The sequence below is a fragment of the Nocardia sp. NPDC051756 genome (genome assembly GCF_040681495.1).
Lineage (GTDB): Bacteria > Actinomycetota > Actinomycetes > Mycobacteriales > Mycobacteriaceae > Nocardia.
Window position 1 is genome coordinate 220566 of sequence record NZ_JBFAYV010000010.1, and the last position, 18292, is coordinate 238857.

Below are 18292 nucleotides of genomic sequence, written 5' to 3' on the forward strand. Positions count from 1 at the left end.
AACCCGCCTGTTCCGAGATGCTTTCACTCCAGAGAGGCACCTTGTCATGACTCGCGCGGTGGGAAATCCGTCCGCCCTCTCGACCTGGCACGGCAAGCTGATTCTGGTGTTGCTGTGTTCGGTCGGGTTTCTCGATTTCATGGACTCGGTGATCGTCAATGTGGCGCTACCGTCGATTCAGCATCGGCTCGATTTCTCCGAGCAGGGTCTGCAATGGGTGGCGACTGGTTATCTGCTGACGTATGGCGGGTTCATGCTGCTCGGTGGTCGCGCGGCGGATCTGATCGGGCGTCGGCGGGTGCTTGTGGTGGGGGTGATCGTGTTCGCTGTGGCGTCTTTGGTGGGTGGGTTCGCGACGACTGCGCCGTTGCTTGTGGGGGCGCGGTTGGTGCAGGGTGCGGGGGCGGCGTTGATGATGCCGGCGGCCTTGTCGTTGGTGACGACGACCTTCGAGGAGGGGACAGATCGTCATCGTGCGTTGGGGGCGTGGGGTGCGATGATCGGGCTGGCTTCGACCGCGGGGGTGCTGCTGGGTGGGATGTTGACCGAGTATTTCGGTTGGCGGGCGGTGTTGTTGATCAATCCGATCATCTGTGCGGTGCTGCTGGCTTCGATTTATCGGTTGTTGCCTGATGATCGGCATCGTGCGCCGAGCCGCGATTTCGATACTGCCGGTGCGATTTTGGGTACGGGTGGTGTGTTGTTGCTGGTGTATGCGGTGGTCGAGGCACCGCATGCGGGGTGGGATTCGCTGAGCACGATCGGGCGGCTGGCGGGTGCGGCGGTGCTGCTGGTGTTGTTCGTGGTGAACGAGTACCGGCATCCGAATCCGTTGCTGCCGTTGTCGATCTTCCGGGTGCGTGGGCTCGCGGCGGCGGATGCTACTCAGTTGATCGCGATCGCCGGGTTCTTGTCGATGTTCTTCTTCCTGACCCTCTACATGCAGAACGTCCTCGGGTATTCGGCGTTGAAGACCGGTCTGGTGTATCTGCCACTGACTTTCGGTGTCGGGATCGGTGCGGGTGGGTCGACCAAACTGATTCCGTTGATCGGCACTCGGCCGTTGATCGTGGGTGGCTGTGTACTCGCCTCGGTCGGGGTGTTCTTGTTGTCGCGGTTGCCGGTCGATGGTGAGTTCCTGACCGATCTGCTGCCCGGGATGATGGTGGTCGCGGTGGGTTTGGGCACGGTGTTGGTGTCGGTGACCAACGCCGCCAACGCCGGGGTGTCACCGGATCAGGCAGGTTTGGCGGCGTCGTTGCTGAACAGTTCTCAGCAACTCGGTGGCGCGCTCGGTCTCGCGGTGCTGACCACCCTGGCGACCTCGCGCACCACGCACCTGCTCCATGCCGGGACGGCTCCGCCGGAAGCGCTGGCTTCCGGGTTCGGGCGAGCGTTGCTGGCCAGCAGCATCGCGGTCATGATCGCGGCGCTGATCGGGTTGGGTACCTACAACACTCGCACCAACGACGCACCCATGTGACGTCGGCCTATCGCCTGCCGGATGGGTCGCCGTGCAGCGGCGGTCACCGCGCCGCTGAACGACCGATCGGCCCGCATCCGCGTCAACGGATGGGGCCGTCCGGTCAGTTCAGCTCACTGAGCAGGTGCCAGCACCGGACTGTTGTGATAGGCAGCGATCAGCCATTTGCCCTCGCGCTTCTCGAAAACCCAGGTGGCGTTCACCTTTCGCGCGGCGTCGGAATTTCGGTCTCGCCGGCGAACAGGATGGCGGGTTCGCTGATGACGATCGCGGCGTCCGCGCCGAGGAAGCGGATGTTGAGCTGCTTGTTGACCGTCGAGCTGCCAGCGAGTGGTCCGGCTCCGTCCGGAACGGTTCGATTCGACGATCGAAGCCTTCGGTCATTCCACCGCCGCGGGGGCGAGTGGAGGTTCGAGGTGGGCCCAGGGTTGGGCTTGTTCGAGTTCGGCGGCGAGTTGCAGGAGCAGGAATTCGGCGCCGAGCGGGCCGACGAACTGGCTGCCCAGCGGGAGACCGTCGGCGGTGCGGTGCAGGGGGACGCTCATGGCGGGGCGGCCGGTGACGTTGGCGAGCTGGGTGAACGGGACCGGCGCCAGGTTGGTGAGGACGAGGTCGCGGTAGACCGGGGTGCGCGTGATCGCCGTGCCCGCACGCAGTTCCAGCAGTACGCCCATGATCTTCTCCACGGCCGCAGGCGGTTTCGTCTGGCCGATGCGCAGCGGCGGCTCGGCGAGGGTGGGGGTGAGCAGCAGGTCGTAGGTGTCGTGGAATTCGCTGAGCGCGCGCGTGTAGGTGTTCCAGCGGCCGTGCGCCTCGATCAACGTGGCGGCGGAGTGGGCGCGCCCGGCGGCGGCGACCACGCGGGTGGTCACATCGAAGTCGGAATCGCTTGCGCCGCTGAGCTTTCGGGCCTGAGCGAGGCGGGCGGCGAGGTTGGCGGTCCACACCGTCATGAAGTCGTGCGCCATCTGCCTGCTGTCCATGCGCGGCGCGGCCTGCTCGACGTGATGGCCCAGCCGTTCCAGCAGCGCCGCGGTCGCCTCGACCGCGCGCACCGCCTCGGCGTGCACCGGTGCGCCCAACGGGGATTCGTGCGTGAACCCGATGCGCAGCCGGCGCGGCGGCGCATCCACCGCGGTGGCGTACGGCTGGGCGGACCGGCTCGACAGGTAGGGACCGCCGGGATCGGGCTCACTGAGCAGGTCGAACATCACCGCGGAATCGCGGACACTGCGCGAGAGCACTCCTGCGGTGGCGGCGCCGAAGATGCTCTCGGCGACGTCGGGACCCGCCGGGACCAGCCCGCGCCCGGCCTTGAGGCCGAACAACCCGGTGCAGGCGGCCGGGATGCGGATCGAACCGCCGCCGTCACTGGCGCCGGCCATCGGCAGGATCCCCGCGGCGACCGCGGCCGCCGAGCCGCCGGACGAACCGCCCGGGGTGCGGTCGAGATTCCATGGGTTACGCGTCGCGCCGTAGGTCCGGGTCTCGGTGACCGCGACAGCGCCGAACTCGGGGGTGGTGGTCTTGCCGAATATCACCAGACCGGCGTCGATCCAGCGCTGCACCAGCGTGCTGTTCCGGTCGGCCTTCAGTTTTCGCAACGGACCGGTACCCGACGCGGTCGGATAGCCCGCGAAATCCTGTGCGAGATCTTTGAGCAGGAACGGCACACCGGCGAACGGTCCCGCCAGCGGACGTTCGGCCGCCGCCCGCCCGACCTCGTCCATGCGCAGGCTGATTGCGTTGATCTCGGGGTCGACCTGGTCGCGGCGGGCCGAGGCGACCTCGAGCAGCTCGGTCGGGTGGACGTCCCCCTTGGCCACCAACTCGGCCAGGCCGACCGCGTCGTAGGCCCGGTATTCGCTGTACCGCATGGACTTTCCTTTCGACCGGGAACACCAGTGCCGGCACGCGATATCGCGGACGAGTTCGTGGTGTCGAGCACCGCCATCATGCACCCGCGCCGCTGATGCGTCATGTTCGCGGGCCGATGCCAGCCGATCGGCTGACCTAAGGCGCGGTGCTCCGGTCAGGCGCACCGGGCGGCCTGATCGCCAGGTCGCCCGGGGCAGGTCTGGGTTCAACCGAAGATCGAGGTTTCGGTGGTGTATAGGAAGCGGGTCAGGGTGCGGTCGATGAACTGCTCCTCGTCCTCGGCGACGGTCGTGGTGTAGGTCTCGGAGGTGAACCAGCGGGCGGCGTCGGCGATGTCGTCGACCCACACCTCGGCGACGCCGTCGTAGACCGCGGTGCGGACGCCGGGGATTTCGTCGTCGGTGGGCAGGAGCTGGACGTAGCGCCGGACCGGGACCTCGCCTGCGGGCAGGCTCGCGATGAGCGGGGTGTGCTTCTGCGTCCAGTAGTGCACGAACTCGTCGTGGGTGAGGTCTGCGCGGCGGGTCAGGAAGATGCTGAGCTTGATCATCGAAGATTCCTCATGGTCGAGATTAACTTGCCTGGGCAAGTCATAACGTAGACCATCTTCACTTGCCTGGGCAAGTGATATTTATTGCCGAGGCAAGTTAAAGTGGTCCGCATGGACGAACCGTCGCCGTGGCTCGACGCCGAGCAGCAGGAACTCTGGCAGGACCTGCTCACCGTCGTGATCGCCCTGCCCGCGGCCCTGGACCGGCAGTTGCAGCGCGACGCGGGCATCTCGAATTTCGAATACAGCGTGCTGGCCCGGCTATCGATGGCCGACGAGGTGACCATGCGGCTGAGCGAGCTGGCCCGGGTCTCCGACAGCACGCTCCCGCGACTGTCCAAACTGATGGACCGCTTCGAAACGCGGAAGTGGATCGTCCGCCGAGTCGACCCGAGCGACGGCCGCTACACCCTCGCCACCCTGACCGACAGCGGGCAACAGAAACTGATCGAGAGCGCCCCGGGTCACGTCGCACAGGTCCGCCGACTCGTATTCGACCCACTGACCACCACCCAGCGCCGCCAACTCGGCGCGGCCCTTTCCGGTATCGCCGAAACCGTGCGGCGGGCAAGCGGTCCCACCGGGTAAGTGCGCGCTGCCGGATCGAGGCGAGTGCGCCGATTTCGGCCGCACCGATGAAATTCGGGCGTAGCCGCCGTCGATACAGCTGGATACACCGACAGCACAGGGAGACACGGACATGCGGAAGTTGATTCTGGGACTTTGCGTCGCACTCGACGGCACAGCGGGCGAGCAGGTGGCGCGATGAGCGGGATCCGGGTGTTGGTGGCGGGGGCGAGCATCGCTGGGCCCGCGCTGGCCCACTGGCTGCACCGGCGTGGAGCCGAGGTGACCGTGGTGGAACGTGCTCCCGAGTTGCGCCCCGGTGGGCAGGCGGTGGACGCGCGCGGGGTGACCAAGGAGGTCATCCGGCGGATGGGGCTGGACGCCGCGGTGCGCGCGGCCTGCACCGACACCGCTGGCGCGCACACCGTGGACGCCGACGGGAACGTGCTGGAAACCTTCAGCGTGGAGGACGACGGCGGCGACGGGTACATCGCCGATATCGAGATCCTGCGCGGGGATCTGGCCCAGGTGCTCTACGACGACACCCGCGCGGGCGTCGAGTACATCTTCGGCGACCGGATCACCGAGCTGACCCAGGACGCCGACGGCGTCGACGTGACCTTCGAAGGCGGCGACCGCCGGCGCTTCGAGCTGGTGATCGGGGCGGACGGGCTGCACTCGGCGTTGCGCGCGATGGTCTTCGGGCCGCGCGAGCAGTACGTCCGCCACCTCGGTCTGGTGCTGGCTTTCTACAGCGTGCCCAACGAGTTCGGGCTGGACCGCTGGTTGCTCGACTATCAGGACTCCGGGCGCTCGGCCATGCTGCGGCCCATCCAGGACGCCACCCGGGCGATGGCCATGTTCTCCTTCCCGTCGGCCGATTTCGACGTCGACTACCGCGACATCGAGGCCCAGATGCGGCTGCTGCGCGAGCGGACGGCCGGCCTCGGCTGGTTGACCTCGGACATCCTCGCGCATCTGGACGACACCCCGGACTTCTACCTCGACCAGGTCGCGCAGGTGGTAATGGACCGCTGGTCGAGCGGACGGGTCGGGCTGTTCGGCGACGCGGCATTCAGTTCGTCGCCGATGTCCGGGCAGGGCACCGGCCTGGCCCTGGTCGGCGCCTACCTGCTGGCCGGCGAGCTGGCCGCCGCCGACTGGGACGCCGAGGCCGGGTTCGCCGCGTTCGAGCGACGGATGCGCCCGTTCGTCGAGGCCAACCAGGAGATCGGCCGGCTGCACGCGCACAGCCTCACCAACCCCGCGCCGAAGCCGGAACCCGGCACCGAGCCCGAGGTCGAATGGGACTTCGAGCTGATCGACCGGGCGATCAACGGCGTCGAGCTGCCCGACTACGCGGGGCTGCCGGACTCCGGAGCCTCGGTCGAAGCGCCGGTCACCTCGTAGCCTCGGGCGCACCGGACCGAGCGGGTTAGCCTGGGCCGGTGACAGTTACAGAGTTGCCCTTCGGATCCTGGCCGACCTCCATCACCTCCGAATTCGTCGTCACGGCCGCGGTGCGGCTGTGGGAGGCGCGGGTGGACGGCGCCGATGTCTACTGGTCGGAGGGGCGTCCCAGCGAGGGCGGCCGGACCCAGATCGTGCGGCGCGGCGCCGACGGCACGGTCACCGACCTGCTGCCGGAAGGGATGGACGCGCGGACCGCGGTGCACGAATACGGCGGCGCGGCATGGTGGGTGCGCGACGGCGTGCTGTGGTTCACCAACTGGGCCGATCAGCGGTTGTACCGGCTCGAGTCCGGTGGATCGCCGGTGCCGCTGACCCCGGTTCCGGCCGGACCGCGCGGCGATCGGTACGCCGATGGTGAGGTCTCGCCGGACGGCACGTTCATCGTGGCCGTCCGCGAAAGCCATCCGGTGGGCGGGCGCGGCGCGGTCGATGTCCGCAACGAGATCGTGCGGCTGGCCGCGGACGGTCCGTCGGAGCCCGAAATCCTGGTGAGCGGACCAGATTTCGTCGCCGCGCCGCGGCTGAGCCCGGATGGAGGCACGCTCGCTCTGGTGTCGTGGGATCATCCGTCCATGCCGTGGGACGACACCGTGCTGCGGGTGCGCGATATCGCAACCGGCACAGACACTGTCGTCGCGGGCGGGCCGGGGGAGTCGGTGATGGAACCGCGCTGGCAGCCCGACGGCTCGCTGTTGTTCCTCTCCGATCGCAGCGGATGGTGGAATCTCTACCGCTGGACTCCTGCTGGCACGGTCGCCGCGGTGATCGAACTCGATGCCGAAATCGGTATGCCCGCTTGGCAATTGGGATCGTCGCGCTATGCCGTGCTCGAAGACGGCAGCATCGTGTTCGCCCGTTGGCGCGACGGTTACGACGGCCTCGGGTTGCGCCGGTCGGATGGCTCGGTGGCCGACCTGGACCTGCCTTTCTCCGCGATCACCGCGATCGTGCGTGCCGGTGCGAACGCCGTCGTCGTGGTGGCCGCCACCCCGGCGACCGAACTCGGCGTGTATCGCGTCGAATTCGCCGACGGCACACCGAAATTCGATAGTCTCCGCGCACCTCGAGAGCTGGGTCTCGACCCCGCCTCGATCTCGATACCCGAACCGATTTCCTTTCCCTCGGTGGACGACGCCGGCGCCCCACGGACCGCGCACGCGCTGTTCTACCCGCCGGCGAACAGCGATTACCGCGGCCCGGCCGGGGAATTGCCACCGCTGCTGGTGATGATTCACGGCGGCCCCACCTCCTCCGCGTTGCCCATGCTGTCGTTGCAGACGCAGTACTGGACCAGTCGGGGATTCGCGGTTGTCGACGTGAACTACGGCGGCTCAACCGGATTCGGCCGCGCGTACCGTGAACTGCTCAAGGGTGCTTGGGGAGTGGTCGACGTAGCCGACTGCATCGCCGCGGCCGCCTCGCTCGGCGAGCGTGGCCGGGTCGATGCGCAACGGCTCGCCATCCGCGGCGGCTCGGCCGGCGGCTACACGACGCTCGCCGCGCTTGCCCGGGAAGACACCCCATTCGCCGCCGGCGCAGACCATTACGGCGTCGCCGACCTCGAGGCGCTCGCCGCCGATACGCACAAGTTCGAAAGTCGATACCTCGACGGCTTGATCGGCGAATACCCGGCCAGGCGCGACATCTATCGCGAGCGGTCGCCGATCCATCATGTCGATCGGCTCCGTAAGCCACTGATCGTGTTGCAGGGCAGCGAGGACGCGGTGGTGCCGCTCAATCAGTCGGAGATGATCGTCGAGGCGTTGCGCGCGCGGCGAATCCCGGTGGCGTTCCTGGTTTTCGAGGGCGAGCAGCACGGGTTCCGTCGCGCGGAGAACATCCGCCGGGCGCTGGACGCCGAACTGAGTTTCTACGGACAGGTTTTCGGGTTCACGCTGCCTGCGGCCGAAGGCATCGAGCCGGTCGTCGTGGAGAACCTCGCCTAGCCGGCGTCCGGCAGGATGACATCGATGATGCCGGGAAGGTCGTCGGGCGATGTGGGCTCGCCGCGCAGGAGCATGCGAAACCAGATCGCACCGGCCAGTGCGTCCATAATCGTTGCGGGATCGGCGGATTGAGCTAGTTCGCCGCGCTCGACGGCCCGCTCGAACATCGGTCGTTCCCGCTCCAGCCGACCGGCGAAGAAGGAGCGGCCGATCGCGGTCAGCTGTGGGCGGTTCGGGGCGGCGGCGAGGACCGCGGTGGCGATCGGCGCGGTCGTCTCATCGGTGAGCAGTCGATGGATGGCCGCGGCGATCTCCAGTAGATCGCCGCGCAGTGACCCCGTATCCGGAACGCTGAAGGTCAGCAGATCGGAGTCGGCCAACGCGGCGGCCAGCAGCGCGTCCTTCGCGGGCCACCAGCGATACAGGGTGGTCTTGTTGACGCCGGAGCGCGCGGCGACCGACTCCATGGTCAGGCCGTCGTAGCCCTGCGCGGACAGCAGGTTCAAGGTTGCCGCGAAGATCTCCTGCGCTCGTCGCGGCCCGGTGCCAGTTCGCTGGTTCGATCCATCCACACCGTGAGAGTACTACGCAACGTTGCGTTGCATTGGCGGCGGTCCATCGCTAGATTGCAACGCAACGTTGCGTTGTATTTTGGAGGTAGGGCATGACACTCCCGATCGTTCTCGTGCACGGCATTCGACTCAGCGGAGCCTGCTGGCCCGCGGTCGCCGAACATGTTGTCGCCGAGCGTCCGGTGACAACGGTGGACCTGCCCGGGCACGGGCCGCGCCGCGGCGAACGCTTCACCCTGGCCGAGGCGGTCGCCGCCGTGCACGAAGGCATCGATCGGGCCGGCGGGCGAGCCGTTCTGGTGGGGCATTCCCTGGGCGGATTCGTCAGCACCGCGGCCGCCGCCGCCGACCCCGATCGGGTCGCGGGTCTGGTCGTCGCCGGCGCCAGTTGCCCGCCCAGTCGAGGGTTCGCCACGCCATTCATGCTCTTGCACAAGGGATTATCGAGCCGTCCCGACGGCGGCGACCGAATCAGCCGCCGCATCTTCGAGAAGGTCTTACCCGCACGGGTGGCGGACGACATCGGACGCGGCGGAATCGCCACCGAAGCGATCCCCGATGTCGTTGCGGCCCTTCAAGATTTCGACCTGACCGCGGCCCTCGGCAAATACCCGGGCCCGGTCTGGCTGGTCAACGGCGCCCGCGATCACTTCCGTCTCGGCGAGCAACAGTGCGTGAACGCATGCACCCAAGGCCGCTTGCTTGTTGTTCCCCGAGCGGGCCACTACTTCCCCCTCGCCCAACCTCGCACCTTCGCCCGGCTGATTCTGGATATAGCCGCTGCCTGTCAAGACCGATGTGCGGGTTGATCTTTGATCGGAGGAACATGCTGCGGAGGCGGGATCTTAGGATGGCGCGTGGGTCCAGGAAGGTGGGCGCCGTCGAGATCGATGAGGAGCCGGTTGTGTCGGACACGTTTGTCGTTGCTGCGCGAATTCCCATGGGGCGGGAGGCATTCGAGCAGTGGCTGGTGACGCCGGCGCCGGGGCCGGAGGTCATCGAGAATCACGGCGCGATGTATGACGGGTGGTTCTGGGACGGGAAGGCGCCGGATTGGCAACTGGCAGAAGGGGGAACAACGCCTCGGGAGTATTTCGCCGACTGCTTCGGGGAGGACGCCGGTGGTCTGACCTATGTCCTGAGGTATCGGGAGGGTGCGCTCGAGGCGTATCTGATGCACTTCGGGTTCTGTGAGTCGAATGTCTATACCGCGCTGGTGATGCTCGCCGCGGCCGGGCGATCGAGTTCCGCGGCCACGCCGAGCACGGTGTTGTTCTGGGCCGAGACCAGCGGGTCGATGTTCGCGGCCGATGCGGACGGCTGGCTGGCGACGCTGTCGGTGGGTGTCGATGGGGCGCGATTCGCCGCCGATCTGGATCTCACGGCAACGATCGCAGGATTGCGGCCGGCCGAGGCGAGCTACTTCGACTTGCTCGTGCAGTTGGCCGAGGTAGAGGAATCCGTTGGCGCGGAGGGTAAGTCGAGCTTCGCCACGATCGCCCGCGATCCGCGATACGTGGATGCCGCGGTCCTCGCCGAGAGCTGAGCGGGCGGCGCCGGTAGTTCGTCGCCGGCATCGAGGCGGCAGCGTGCGCTCGAATTTCCGTTGACGACGGCACGTCTGCGTCGTTGACGTAGACGCGTCCCGGGTCCCCGTCGCCGCCTCCGATGATGTTTGGTTTGCGTCGAGCTGTCCGACCGTTTCGAGTAATGGAGATCCACGCTGTGACTTCGCCCCACGACGATGAACCGAGCGCGGCCCTCCTACCTGAGGCATCACCGGACCCGGGCGCACCATCGGCGGCCGAGAAGGGATCGCTGTGGCGGGTCGACCGCCGTGTTCGCTACGTACTGGTGGGACTGGCCGTCATCGTGCTGGGGGCGACTGTCGTGGTCGCACGCACGACCGACTCGGCCCCCTCGCGGCCGCAGTTCAGCAAGTTCGCCGAGGGAACCTTCACCGACGGCTTCGGCGCCAAGTGGGGCGTACAGCATTTCGGTGTCGATATCGCAGGCTCGGTCGGCACGCCCATTCTCGCCGTTGCCGACGGCACCGTGCTCGAAGCGGGCCCGGTCTACGGATTCGGCATGTGGGTGCGGTTGCTGCACAACGACGGCACCGTCACCATCTATGGGCACATCGACACCGCAACGGTTTCGCAAGGGCAACAGGTGTTGGCCGGCGATCAGATCGCGACTCTCGGCAACCGAGGGTTCGCTACTCGCCCGCATTGTCATTTTGAGGTTCGGTTGAACGGCGAGGACAAGATCGACCCGCTGCCGTGGTTGATTGCCCGTGGTATCGACCTCGGAGCGGCACGTGAATAACCGCACCTCACCCCTGTGGTGGAGGTTGGTGTATTGCGGTATCAGACCTGGCGGCTGAGCCTTCTCGCTCCGGCGGTGTGGATACTGAGCTTTGCCGTGTGGTGCGCCGGGATACCGGACAAAGCCGGCTGGGCTCTGTCCGAGGATGCGTTCGAGCAAGCAGCAGTTACGTGTGCTCACCCGAGACCGGCTACACACACTTCGACGGCCGCTTCAACGACGGCTGGTGAGTACGCAACGGCTATACCTGACATTTCTGGGGGTTCGGCTCGGCGTTCGTCTATTCCTCGATTCACGCTGTGACGGGCTCGATGTCGTGCCGTTTGACGAGCAGGATGATCGCCAGCACCGGGTAGACCAGCACCGGCAGCAGGGTGCCGGGGTAGCCCGCCTGGTCGGCGACGACGGCGGAGCCGCTGAGCAACGAGAAGTCGAACAGCCCGTGGATGATCGAGTTCGCGACGTTGCCGCGACCGACCCGGCGGATCAGATAGAAGAAGTAGCCCGCCAGGCTGACCATGACCGCCTGCGGCAGCGCGGAAAGCCCGTGTCCCACAACATTTGTCAGGTGCACGGCACCGAATATCACGCTCGACCACAGCGCGACGCGCCCTTCGGTCAACCCGTGCCGGCGCAGCACGGTGACGCCGATCCCGCGGAACATCCCCTCTTCGCCCCAGCCGACGAACTGAGTCGCGATCAACAGCACCACCACGTACACCCAGCCCTTCTCGGCCAGGGCGCTGTAGTCGATGCCGAGCGCGATCGCGAGGATGAACACGATCGGCACGACGCGCACCCACGATCGTGTCGGGCGGTCATCCCGCAGCACCGGCCGCAGCCAGCCGAGGTACGCCGCGACACCGTAGGTGAAGCCGAGGGCCACACCCAGCGGGACGATCATGCCGAAGAACACCCCGCGCGTGGTGAAAAAGTCCGCTTCGCCAGCCAGCCGGGCCACGAGCAACCCGCCACCCTGAATGATCAGCAGATACCCGACGACGATCGCCGCGAACACCGCGTAGGACACTTTTCGCGCAGTCGCGCGCGGGGACCGCGAACCCTCGACAGAACTCATCCAGCAAACATAGTTGCCTCGCATCCTTGCTGCCCGGATTGCGAAATGCGCCGCGCACATCGGTGATCCAGCAACCAGTCGATGGGACAAGCGGGAGGCGGTGTCCGATCTGTGATCGAACCGAGCGGCTGGTCGCGCACTTCGGTAGCGGGGTATGGATCGGTGGGGCGGTATGCAGGGGGTGGTCCGCGTCAGCCCTGGGGTGGGTTCCTCGGCGACGTCGGCTGCGAGATCGTTGATACAACGTCGACAACGGCGCCTGAGCCCAAGGAATGACATCATGGCTATCAACCGAATCCGCCTCCGCGCCTTCGCAATTGCCGGCGCCGCAACACTCGTCGCGCTCGGAGGTGTCGTGGTCGGCGGTGCCGCCGCGACCGCCGACACCGGCACCGCCGAAGCCGCGTTCGTCGACGAGATCGGCGTGAACAATGCCACCCTGCCCGGAAGGTCGACCGCCGAGATGATCGCCGCAGGCTATGCGACGTGTGATCACCTGCGCGGGGGTGTGCCGGTGCTCGATGAGATATCCGCGGTCGAACGGACCTACCGGTTCGACCAGGGCACATTGTTCGTCAGCGCGGCAACGACGAATTTGTGCCCGGACTTCGCGTCCTGAATCGAACACCGCGCTCCGGCGTGGTGCCGGGCACTGCGCCCATCGGTGGCACCGCCCTCTGAGCGGGCGTCACCGCGCCCAGGGTGCGGTGACCGGCGGCTGACCGGGGATCAGTCCCTGCCCGCCGACGGGTAGCACCACGATCGCCTCGAACGGTTCGGCGTTCGGGTTGGCCATGGCGAACTGCTGGTATGCGGGCACGATGAGGGCGTCTCCTGCTGCGACGGTGAGGGTTTCGTCGCCCATGGTGACGATCATCGATCCCGAGAGCGCGATGAAGATCTCCTCGCGGTCCAGGGCATGGGGTGGGGCGTCGACGCCGGGTTTGACGCTGAGCCGCCAGGCACAGTTCTCGGTGGAGCCGCGGCTGGGGGCGGCCAGGCCGATGAAGCCGGCGTGCTCGTTCTCGAATCGCGGTGCCTGGTCGGCGGTGATGAGCGGCATGGGTCTCTCCTGTGCGGTGTGAATGAGGTTGTGTACGTGGACTACTGAGCCCAGGGCGGGCTGACGCGATCGCCGCCGGGGGCCTGGGCGTACGCGCCGACCGGCAGCACCGCCACCGCCTCGAACGGCTCATCGCCCGGGACGCTCAGGTGAAAGACGGTGTGCGCGGGGATGATCAGGGCGTCACCGGCGCACAGCTCGCCGGCCTCGCCGTCGATGAGCACCTGCGCCCGCCCGGAAAGCGCGACGAAGATCTCCTCACGCGAGACCGCGTGTGCGTGACCGGGATTGCCCGCTTCGAGGGTGAATCGCCACACGCTGTTCTCGGTGGAACCCCGGCTGGGAGCGGCCAATCCGACGGCGGTCATGAGCGGGGCCTGGAAGGTGGGTGCGTCGGCGGATTTGATGAGTGGCATGCTTTGCTCCTGATGTTCAACCAAGGTGTTCAACTGTGGTGTACAACTTGAGTTGAACATATCGGCACGAAGGGAGTCAAGTATGGATTTCGGCGTACTGCTCGGGCAGGCCTACCAGGGGTTCGTGCAGGAGTTGCATGCACACCTGGCCGGGCGCGGACATCAGGTGCTGGGCGCGTCGTACGGGTACGTGCTGCGCACACTCGCGGACAACGCGCTCACCGCGAGTCAATTGGGCGAGCGCCTGGGGATCACCGCGCAGGGCGCGGCCAAGGTGGTGGACGAGATGGTCCGGCAGGGTTACGTCGAGCGCCGCGCCGACCCGAATGACAAGCGTGCCAAGTTGTTGCAGCTGTCCGAGCGCGGGCGCGACATGCTCGACACCGTCCGGACCTTCCACGCGGACTACGAGCGGAGATTGACCGCACGGGTAGGCGCGGATCAGGTCGCCGCTGTGCGGGCGGTGCTCGGCGAGATCGTCGACGCCGCAACCGATTCCACTACCGCACGCGCCTTCCGTCCACTGTGAGCCACCCGTTCCGGTTCGAGCGTGCCGTACTCGGCCCACCACCGGCCGCCCTGGTCACCGGCATGCCTCGTCGAAGTCGAATAGAGCCGACGCGTTGCGGTAAAGGATCTGCTCGATTTCCTGGTCGGACAGTCGGGATTCCTTGATGTACTCGAACGTCCGTCGGTAGGACTCGACCGCCAGCAGCGCAGAGAAGTCGCCACCCGGCAGGAGATGATCGGCGCCGAATGCTTCACAGGCACACCGGAGCGCGGCCTGTGAACCCCATCCGACGGTGTCGTAGTAGAGGCTGCGAGCCATCGCACTGGGCGGACTGAGCAGGTCCGGCGTGCTTGCTTGGCCGTCGAGTCTCGCCAGTTGCATGGGGATCAGACCGCCCAGATGGGGAATTATGATTTTGATGTTCGGATAGCGAGCCGGGATGTTTCGCTTGATCAAATGGAGAACGATCGCGGTGTCCTCCAGGGACGCCCCGGCCGCCGCGGTGAAGCCGTAGTCGTTGATGAACGGTGAGCAGATACCGTTCTGGCACGGGTGAAAGAAGCTGGTAGATGCTGGCCGGCGCGATACCCGCGGTGCGGGCGACGCCACGGATGGTCAGCCCGTCCTCCCCGCCGAGCTCGGACAGCAACCGGCTGGCCGCGGCGAGGATCTCCCCGCGCAGCCGCTCGCCCTCTCCCCAGCGGTTGCGCGCGCGAGGGGCGCCGACCTGGACCTCTTCCGGCACGTACTCATTCTTACTGCCCGAGCTGCCCAGCCCGCCGCAGAGGTCGTGATCGCTTCTCATCAGAGATCATCTCCGGTCGATACAGGGTGATCGTGTTCTCGACGCATCGGGCGATGAATTCGGCATCGATGGTCTCCGCCGTCACCAGCAGCCTGAAGTACAGGGGTGCGGCAAGGATTTCGAGGACCTCTCGCGCATGCACGTCGGCGTGGAGGGATCCTGCGGCGCGGGCGCGTTCGATGACCGGCGCGATCTGGTCGAATCGATTGTTCCAGAAGGCCGTTCGGGCGCGGGCGAGTTCCGGGTCGGTATCGAGCGCGGCAGCGGTGCCCAATAGCCGGGCTACTCCGGGCCGGGTGATCAGGCGGGTGATCTGCTCGAGGATCTGCGCCAGATCCTCGCGGAGGCTTCCGGTGTCGGGCGCTGGATTGCCTACCGCGGCAAGATCATTCATCGCGTCGGTGATCAACGCGGTTCGCGAACCCCACCGGCGATACATCGTGGTTTCCGAAACGCCGGCCCGGGTGGCGACGGAACTGAGGGACAGTCCTTCGATTCCGTGGTCGAGCACCTGCTGCACGGTGGCGGCGATCACCGTTTCCCGCACTCGCGCACTGCGTCCGCCGATCCGTCGACGCGGCGCCGGTTCGGCAGGCTCGGCATCGGAGCTCATTGCCGCGCTTCCGTTATCGCGGCTTCGATCCAGTTCGAGAATTCACACGCGAGGTACCAGCGATGACCCGCGACCATGGTGGGCAAGATCGGTAGCGGGAATTCGACGGTCAGTCGCGCGTGGAAACCTGTTGCGGTGTCGCGGAATTGGTGCCGGACGCCACCGATCGCCGTGCCGTCCTGCGCCCGGGCCACCCCGGCTATCTGGTGCGGAAAGGAAGCATCCGGGGGAGTGCACAAGCTCGACACGTCGGCATAGTCGATGAAGAACAATGCGGCCAGCGGACTCGAACCTGTCGTCTCGAGTACCTCTTGACCACCAACTCCTTAAAGTTAGTAAATCTACACTTAAGTGTGTAGCCGGTTTCTTCCGCGGAATTGCAGTTCCAGCGCGGAAGCATGGTTGCTACCGTCAGGCGGTGTCGCCTCGCTATCACGTAACGTCGGCTCTGAATCGGGCTTCCATCACGCGCTTCGGTCTGGACTGGAGTCGTATGGGCGCGGCGCGGGGCATTGCCGGCAGTCACCAGCCCGAGCAAGAGGGGTGTTTTCTCGCGCTCAATGAGTTCGAGTGTGAGTGGTTCGTACGCATGAACAACACCGGTGGCCCCGTGGACGTGTGGGAGGTTCAGGGGGTAGAAGTCGAGGATCTTGTCTTATCGCCCGAGGGGCATCACTACTATCCGGGAACGATCGCGGCAGCTCAGCTTCGCTTGGCGCGGCAAGACGTGCCGCAGGTGCGAACCTGACGGATCGGACCTGCTGGCGATACACTCGCTGGGAACGTCCTCTTGCCCGCGCACTGCGCGTTGATCATTCGTCGGAACTTGTTGGCTGACAGCGCTTCCCGACGTGTGCGCAGTCGAATTTCGTGCGAATGTGCCGCGCCGGGGCGGGGGCGGCCGAGCATCGCCAGCGGCGTCGGCGGAGACATGCCGGGCAAGACGATTATCGAACGTATGTTCTATCTCTGAGGTAGGCTGCTCCGGGTGAACATACATTCGACCGCGCTGGCGCCGAATGCCCCAGCGCCGGGATGGCCGGACCTGGACGATGTCGACCTGCTGCGCACCCTCGTCGAAACCGAACGCCGCCGGCGGCGACTGGATGCCGCCATGCGCGCGGCCGTCGCCGAAGCGGAGCGTCGTGGCCTCGCCGCGGGCACCGGCTACCGGGATACCGTCGAGCTATTGACTGATCTGCTGCGGATCAGCGCCTACGAAGCGCGTCGGCGAATCGAATGCGCGGCTCCGCAGATCCGCTCGCGCTCCAAGAAGAAGTGGAGGGTGCTGGCGGCCGCAAGTTGATGCCGGTCTCGCGGGTGCGCCCTCTCGCGGGGTAGCGCGGCTAGGTCAGCTTCGCGATCAATTCGGTGACGGTCTGCACGTACCGCTTCGGTTCGGTGTTGTGCATCGTGTGCGCGGCGTCGGGCAGGGAGATGTAGGTGATCGGCTGGCCCGCGGATTCGATCAGCTGGCACGCGCGTTGGGCTTGCAGGTCGGTGATCGCGCCGAAGAGCCTGCCGGTGTCGGGATCGACGGTGCGGGAATGGTGGGTGAACCCGATCGGGACGCGGACCTGGGCGAGCATGCGTGCGTGATCGCAGCCGGTGTTGGCGGTGTCGTTCGCCCAGGCGCGTGCCCATTCCGGGTCGTATTCCTTCAGGTTCTGCGGCGGTTCCGGTGTGGCACCGGCATTCTCGATGTCGCCGAACATGAAGCCCAGCCCCGCGACCATGTCTGCGGGCAGCTCGTTCGGCATGGCCCTCAGCATTCCGGCGTAGTCGCCGATAGACCATTGGTCGCCGAGCCATTTGGCGCGGACGGCGAACAACGGGGCCACCGCCTGATACGAGCCCGGCCCGAACTTCGGCGCCGCCTCGGACGTGAACAGCGGCGGGTCTTCGAGGATCACCGCGCGGAGCTGCCCGGGTTTGGCGTACGCGGCCAGCCAGGTGGCGAAGACTCCACCGGCGGAGTTCCCGGCGACCACCGTGGGGCGGCCGATCACCAGATCGATGAACCGCACCAGGTCATTGCCGACGTTGTCTACGGTGTAGCGGCCGGGAGTCCAACTGGAGCGGCCGTGCCCGCGCGCATCCACGGCAAATACCTGGAAATTCGGCGACAGCAGTCCGATTGCTTCCTCGTAGGTCCACCAGGATTCGCTGTTGCCGGGAATCAGCAACAAGGCCGGTGACTGCGGGTCGCCCTCGACCACATAGTTCATTCGGACCTCGCCGATATCGACGATGTGCTCGGTAAAAGCGTGCGGCACGAAGGTGCCTGCGCGGTCCGCGACTTCGAATGTGGGCATGGGTGTCGGCCCTCTCACTGGATGAATTGAGGTTTCAGTGATCGAGCTGGCCACACCGACGAACAGGACAACGATGTCATTGCCTCGATTCTGTGGCCGACATCCACGCTAGGAATTAGCTATGACAGATCCGGCCCTAGCGTCCACGCGTGAGACCGGGATCGCATTACGCTCGCCGACTTTCCAGCGCGCCCGGGGATTCGTACGCGGGGGATAGGGTTCGAAGGTGAGTTTCAGGATCGCGGCGTATGGCGTTTGCTTGGAACAGGGCCGGGTGCTCCTCGCTCGCCACGTGGCGGAATGCGGTGCGACGACCTGGACGCTGCCGGGTGGTGGGGTCGAACACACCGAAGATCCCTTCGACGCGGTGATTCGAGAGTTGCGCGAGGAGACGGGCTACGAAGGGGTCGTCGAACGGCTGCTGGGCGTGGATTCGCGGGTGATTCCCGCTGCCGCCGCTCGTGCGGGAGTCGAGCATCAGAACGTCGGGATCTTCTATCGTGTCCGTATCGTCGGCGGCCGGCTCAGAGGCGAATTGACCGGCGCCACAGTCGAACCGACCTGGACCCCGCTTGTCGAGGTGCCCGCATTGCGTCGATCGTCGCTTGTCGACACAGGTTTGGCGCTGGCCCAGACCCTTCCCGCGACAGGTCATGTCGACTCGACCCCGGTCGGCGGACTGATTCAGCACTGA

The 18292-nt window shown here is 66.5% G+C and carries 21 protein-coding genes and 1 pseudogene; 12 read left to right on the plus strand and 10 right to left on the minus strand.

Annotated elements, in window-relative coordinates:
* Positions 1-46 precede the first annotated feature (46 nt).
* The gene (locus tag AB0M22_RS37505) at positions 47-1483 is read left to right on the plus strand and encodes an MFS transporter (RefSeq protein ID WP_364737049.1); all 1437 of its coding nucleotides are present in this window, start codon (positions 47-49) and stop codon (positions 1481-1483) included.
* Between the two features lie 380 nt (positions 1484-1863).
* On the opposite strand, the gene AB0M22_RS37510 is transcribed toward AB0M22_RS37505, so the two are convergent.
* Both AB0M22_RS37510 and AB0M22_RS37515 read right to left on the minus strand, forming a co-directional pair.
* Positions 1864-3360: an amidase family protein gene (locus AB0M22_RS37510; protein ID WP_364737052.1), complete on the minus strand. Its 1497-nt coding sequence runs from the start codon at positions 3358-3360 to the stop codon at positions 1864-1866.
* A 206-nt stretch (positions 3361-3566) separates the two neighbouring features.
* On the minus strand, positions 3567-3911 hold the full coding sequence (locus AB0M22_RS37515) for an EthD domain-containing protein (protein WP_364737054.1): 345 nt from the start codon (positions 3909-3911) through the stop codon (positions 3567-3569).
* A gap of 111 nt (positions 3912-4022) precedes the next feature.
* On the opposite strand from AB0M22_RS37515, the gene AB0M22_RS37520 reads away from it, so the two are divergent.
* The 3 genes from AB0M22_RS37520 to AB0M22_RS37530 all read left to right on the plus strand — a co-directional run bounded on the left by AB0M22_RS37520 (position 4023) and on the right by AB0M22_RS37530 (position 7897).
* A complete protein-coding gene (locus tag AB0M22_RS37520) occupies positions 4023-4499 on the plus strand; it encodes a MarR family winged helix-turn-helix transcriptional regulator (protein ID WP_364737056.1) in 477 nt (158 codons plus the stop codon).
* 177 nt (positions 4500-4676) lie between these two features.
* A complete protein-coding gene (locus tag AB0M22_RS37525) occupies positions 4677-5888 on the plus strand; it encodes an FAD-dependent monooxygenase (protein ID WP_364737058.1) in 1212 nt (403 codons plus the stop codon).
* Positions 5889-5926: 38 nt separating this feature from the next.
* Positions 5927-7897, plus strand: coding sequence for a prolyl oligopeptidase family serine peptidase (locus AB0M22_RS37530; RefSeq protein WP_364737060.1), 1971 nt, complete (start codon positions 5927-5929; stop codon positions 7895-7897).
* Here AB0M22_RS37530 and AB0M22_RS37535 read toward each other — a convergent pair.
* Positions 7894-8469: a TetR/AcrR family transcriptional regulator gene (locus AB0M22_RS37535; RefSeq protein ID WP_364737062.1), complete on the minus strand. Its 576-nt coding sequence runs from the start codon at positions 8467-8469 to the stop codon at positions 7894-7896. The two genes, AB0M22_RS37530 and AB0M22_RS37535, sit on opposite strands and share 4 nt — an antisense overlap.
* A gap of 92 nt (positions 8470-8561) precedes the next feature.
* Here AB0M22_RS37535 and AB0M22_RS37540 point away from each other — a divergent pair, with 92 nt between their 5' ends.
* The 3 genes and pseudogenes from AB0M22_RS37540 to AB0M22_RS37550 all read left to right on the plus strand — a co-directional run.
* Positions 8562-9278, plus strand: a complete 717-nt coding sequence (locus AB0M22_RS37540) for an alpha/beta hydrolase (RefSeq protein WP_364737064.1) — start codon at positions 8562-8564, stop codon at positions 9276-9278.
* Between the two features lie 95 nt (positions 9279-9373).
* The gene (locus AB0M22_RS37545; protein ID WP_364737066.1) at positions 9374-10015 is read left to right on the plus strand and encodes a hypothetical protein; all 642 of its coding nucleotides are present in this window, start codon (positions 9374-9376) and stop codon (positions 10013-10015) included.
* A 362-nt stretch (positions 10016-10377) separates the two neighbouring features.
* Positions 10378-10797 (plus strand): annotated as a pseudogene (locus AB0M22_RS37550) (M23 family metallopeptidase); the annotation flags it as partial.
* 292 nt (positions 10798-11089) lie between these two features.
* Here AB0M22_RS37550 and AB0M22_RS37555 read toward each other — a convergent pair.
* On the minus strand, positions 11090-11875 hold the full coding sequence (locus AB0M22_RS37555) for a CPBP family intramembrane glutamic endopeptidase (RefSeq protein ID WP_364737068.1): 786 nt from the start codon (positions 11873-11875) through the stop codon (positions 11090-11092).
* A gap of 280 nt (positions 11876-12155) precedes the next feature.
* On the opposite strand from AB0M22_RS37555, the gene AB0M22_RS37560 reads away from it, so the two are divergent.
* Positions 12156-12494 carry a DUF732 domain-containing protein gene (locus AB0M22_RS37560; protein WP_364737070.1) on the plus strand — a complete coding sequence of 113 codons (339 nt, stop codon included), beginning with the start codon at positions 12156-12158 and terminating at the stop codon, positions 12492-12494.
* 69 nt (positions 12495-12563) lie between these two features.
* On the opposite strand, the gene AB0M22_RS37565 is transcribed toward AB0M22_RS37560, so the two are convergent.
* Positions 12564-12938, minus strand: a complete 375-nt coding sequence (locus AB0M22_RS37565) for a cupin domain-containing protein (RefSeq protein WP_364737072.1) — start codon at positions 12936-12938, stop codon at positions 12564-12566.
* A gap of 41 nt (positions 12939-12979) precedes the next feature.
* A complete protein-coding gene (locus AB0M22_RS37570) occupies positions 12980-13354 on the minus strand; it encodes a cupin domain-containing protein (protein WP_364737074.1) in 375 nt (124 codons plus the stop codon).
* An 82-nt stretch (positions 13355-13436) separates the two neighbouring features.
* Here AB0M22_RS37570 and AB0M22_RS37575 point away from each other — a divergent pair, with 82 nt between their 5' ends.
* Positions 13437-13883: a MarR family transcriptional regulator gene (locus AB0M22_RS37575; RefSeq protein WP_364737076.1), complete on the plus strand. Its 447-nt coding sequence runs from the start codon at positions 13437-13439 to the stop codon at positions 13881-13883.
* Between the two features lie 54 nt (positions 13884-13937).
* Here the strand turns inward: AB0M22_RS37575 and AB0M22_RS37580 are convergent, their stop codons facing one another.
* The 3 genes from AB0M22_RS37580 to AB0M22_RS37590 all read right to left on the minus strand — a co-directional run bounded on the left by AB0M22_RS37580 (position 13938) and on the right by AB0M22_RS37590 (position 15531).
* The gene (locus AB0M22_RS37580; protein ID WP_364737078.1) at positions 13938-14474 is read right to left on the minus strand and encodes an amidohydrolase family protein; all 537 of its coding nucleotides are present in this window, start codon (positions 14472-14474) and stop codon (positions 13938-13940) included.
* A 146-nt stretch (positions 14475-14620) separates the two neighbouring features.
* On the minus strand, positions 14621-15283 hold the full coding sequence (locus AB0M22_RS37585; protein ID WP_364737080.1) for a TetR/AcrR family transcriptional regulator: 663 nt from the start codon (positions 15281-15283) through the stop codon (positions 14621-14623).
* Complete coding sequence (locus tag AB0M22_RS37590) at positions 15280-15531, minus strand: hypothetical protein (protein ID WP_364737081.1); 252 nt, start codon at positions 15529-15531, stop codon at positions 15280-15282. The genes AB0M22_RS37585 and AB0M22_RS37590 overlap by 4 nt, the downstream gene beginning before the upstream one ends.
* A gap of 170 nt (positions 15532-15701) precedes the next feature.
* On the opposite strand from AB0M22_RS37590, the gene AB0M22_RS37595 reads away from it, so the two are divergent.
* Together AB0M22_RS37595 and AB0M22_RS37600 are read left to right on the plus strand one after the other, a co-directional pair.
* Positions 15702-16031, plus strand: coding sequence for a hypothetical protein (locus tag AB0M22_RS37595; RefSeq protein ID WP_364737082.1), 330 nt, complete (start codon positions 15702-15704; stop codon positions 16029-16031).
* Positions 16032-16271: 240 nt separating this feature from the next.
* Positions 16272-16589 (plus strand): DUF222 domain-containing protein, encoded by a 318-nt coding sequence (locus AB0M22_RS37600; RefSeq protein ID WP_364737084.1) that lies wholly within the window; start codon positions 16272-16274, stop codon positions 16587-16589.
* 40 nt (positions 16590-16629) lie between these two features.
* Here AB0M22_RS37600 and AB0M22_RS37605 read toward each other — a convergent pair whose 3' ends face one another.
* Complete coding sequence (locus AB0M22_RS37605; RefSeq protein WP_364737086.1) at positions 16630-17598, minus strand: alpha/beta hydrolase; 969 nt, start codon at positions 17596-17598, stop codon at positions 16630-16632.
* Between the two features lie 226 nt (positions 17599-17824).
* Between AB0M22_RS37605 and AB0M22_RS37610 the strand changes: the two genes are divergently transcribed.
* Positions 17825-18292 carry an NUDIX domain-containing protein gene (locus AB0M22_RS37610; RefSeq protein ID WP_364737088.1) on the plus strand — a complete coding sequence of 156 codons (468 nt, stop codon included), beginning with the start codon at positions 17825-17827 and terminating at the stop codon, positions 18290-18292.

Coding starts and splice junctions, on each gene's coding strand:
- AB0M22_RS37565 (WP_364737072.1), bottom strand. CDS start 12,938: ATGCCGCTCATCACCGCCGACCAGGCACCGCGATTCGAGAACGAGCAC.
- AB0M22_RS37515 (WP_364737054.1), bottom strand. CDS start 3,911: ATGATCAAGCTCAGCATCTTCCTGACCCGCCGCGCAGACCTCACCCAC.
- AB0M22_RS37575 (WP_364737076.1), top strand. CDS start 13,437: ATGGATTTCGGCGTACTGCTCGGGCAGGCCTACCAGGGGTTCGTGCAG.
- AB0M22_RS37540 (WP_364737064.1), top strand. CDS start 8,562: ATGACACTCCCGATCGTTCTCGTGCACGGCATTCGACTCAGCGGAGCC.
- AB0M22_RS37505 (WP_364737049.1), top strand. CDS start 47: ATGACTCGCGCGGTGGGAAATCCGTCCGCCCTCTCGACCTGGCACGGC.
- AB0M22_RS37605 (WP_364737086.1), bottom strand. CDS start 17,598: ATGCCCACATTCGAAGTCGCGGACCGCGCAGGCACCTTCGTGCCGCAC.
- AB0M22_RS37520 (WP_364737056.1), top strand. CDS start 4,023: ATGGACGAACCGTCGCCGTGGCTCGACGCCGAGCAGCAGGAACTCTGG.
- AB0M22_RS37510 (WP_364737052.1), bottom strand. CDS start 3,360: ATGCGGTACAGCGAATACCGGGCCTACGACGCGGTCGGCCTGGCCGAG.
- AB0M22_RS37525 (WP_364737058.1), top strand. CDS start 4,677: ATGAGCGGGATCCGGGTGTTGGTGGCGGGGGCGAGCATCGCTGGGCCC.
- AB0M22_RS37585 (WP_364737080.1), bottom strand. CDS start 15,283: ATGAGCTCCGATGCCGAGCCTGCCGAACCGGCGCCGCGTCGACGGATC.
- AB0M22_RS37560 (WP_364737070.1), top strand. CDS start 12,156: ATGGCTATCAACCGAATCCGCCTCCGCGCCTTCGCAATTGCCGGCGCC.
- AB0M22_RS37555 (WP_364737068.1), bottom strand. CDS start 11,875: ATGAGTTCTGTCGAGGGTTCGCGGTCCCCGCGCGCGACTGCGCGAAAA.
- AB0M22_RS37570 (WP_364737074.1), bottom strand. CDS start 13,354: ATGCCACTCATCAAATCCGCCGACGCACCCACCTTCCAGGCCCCGCTC.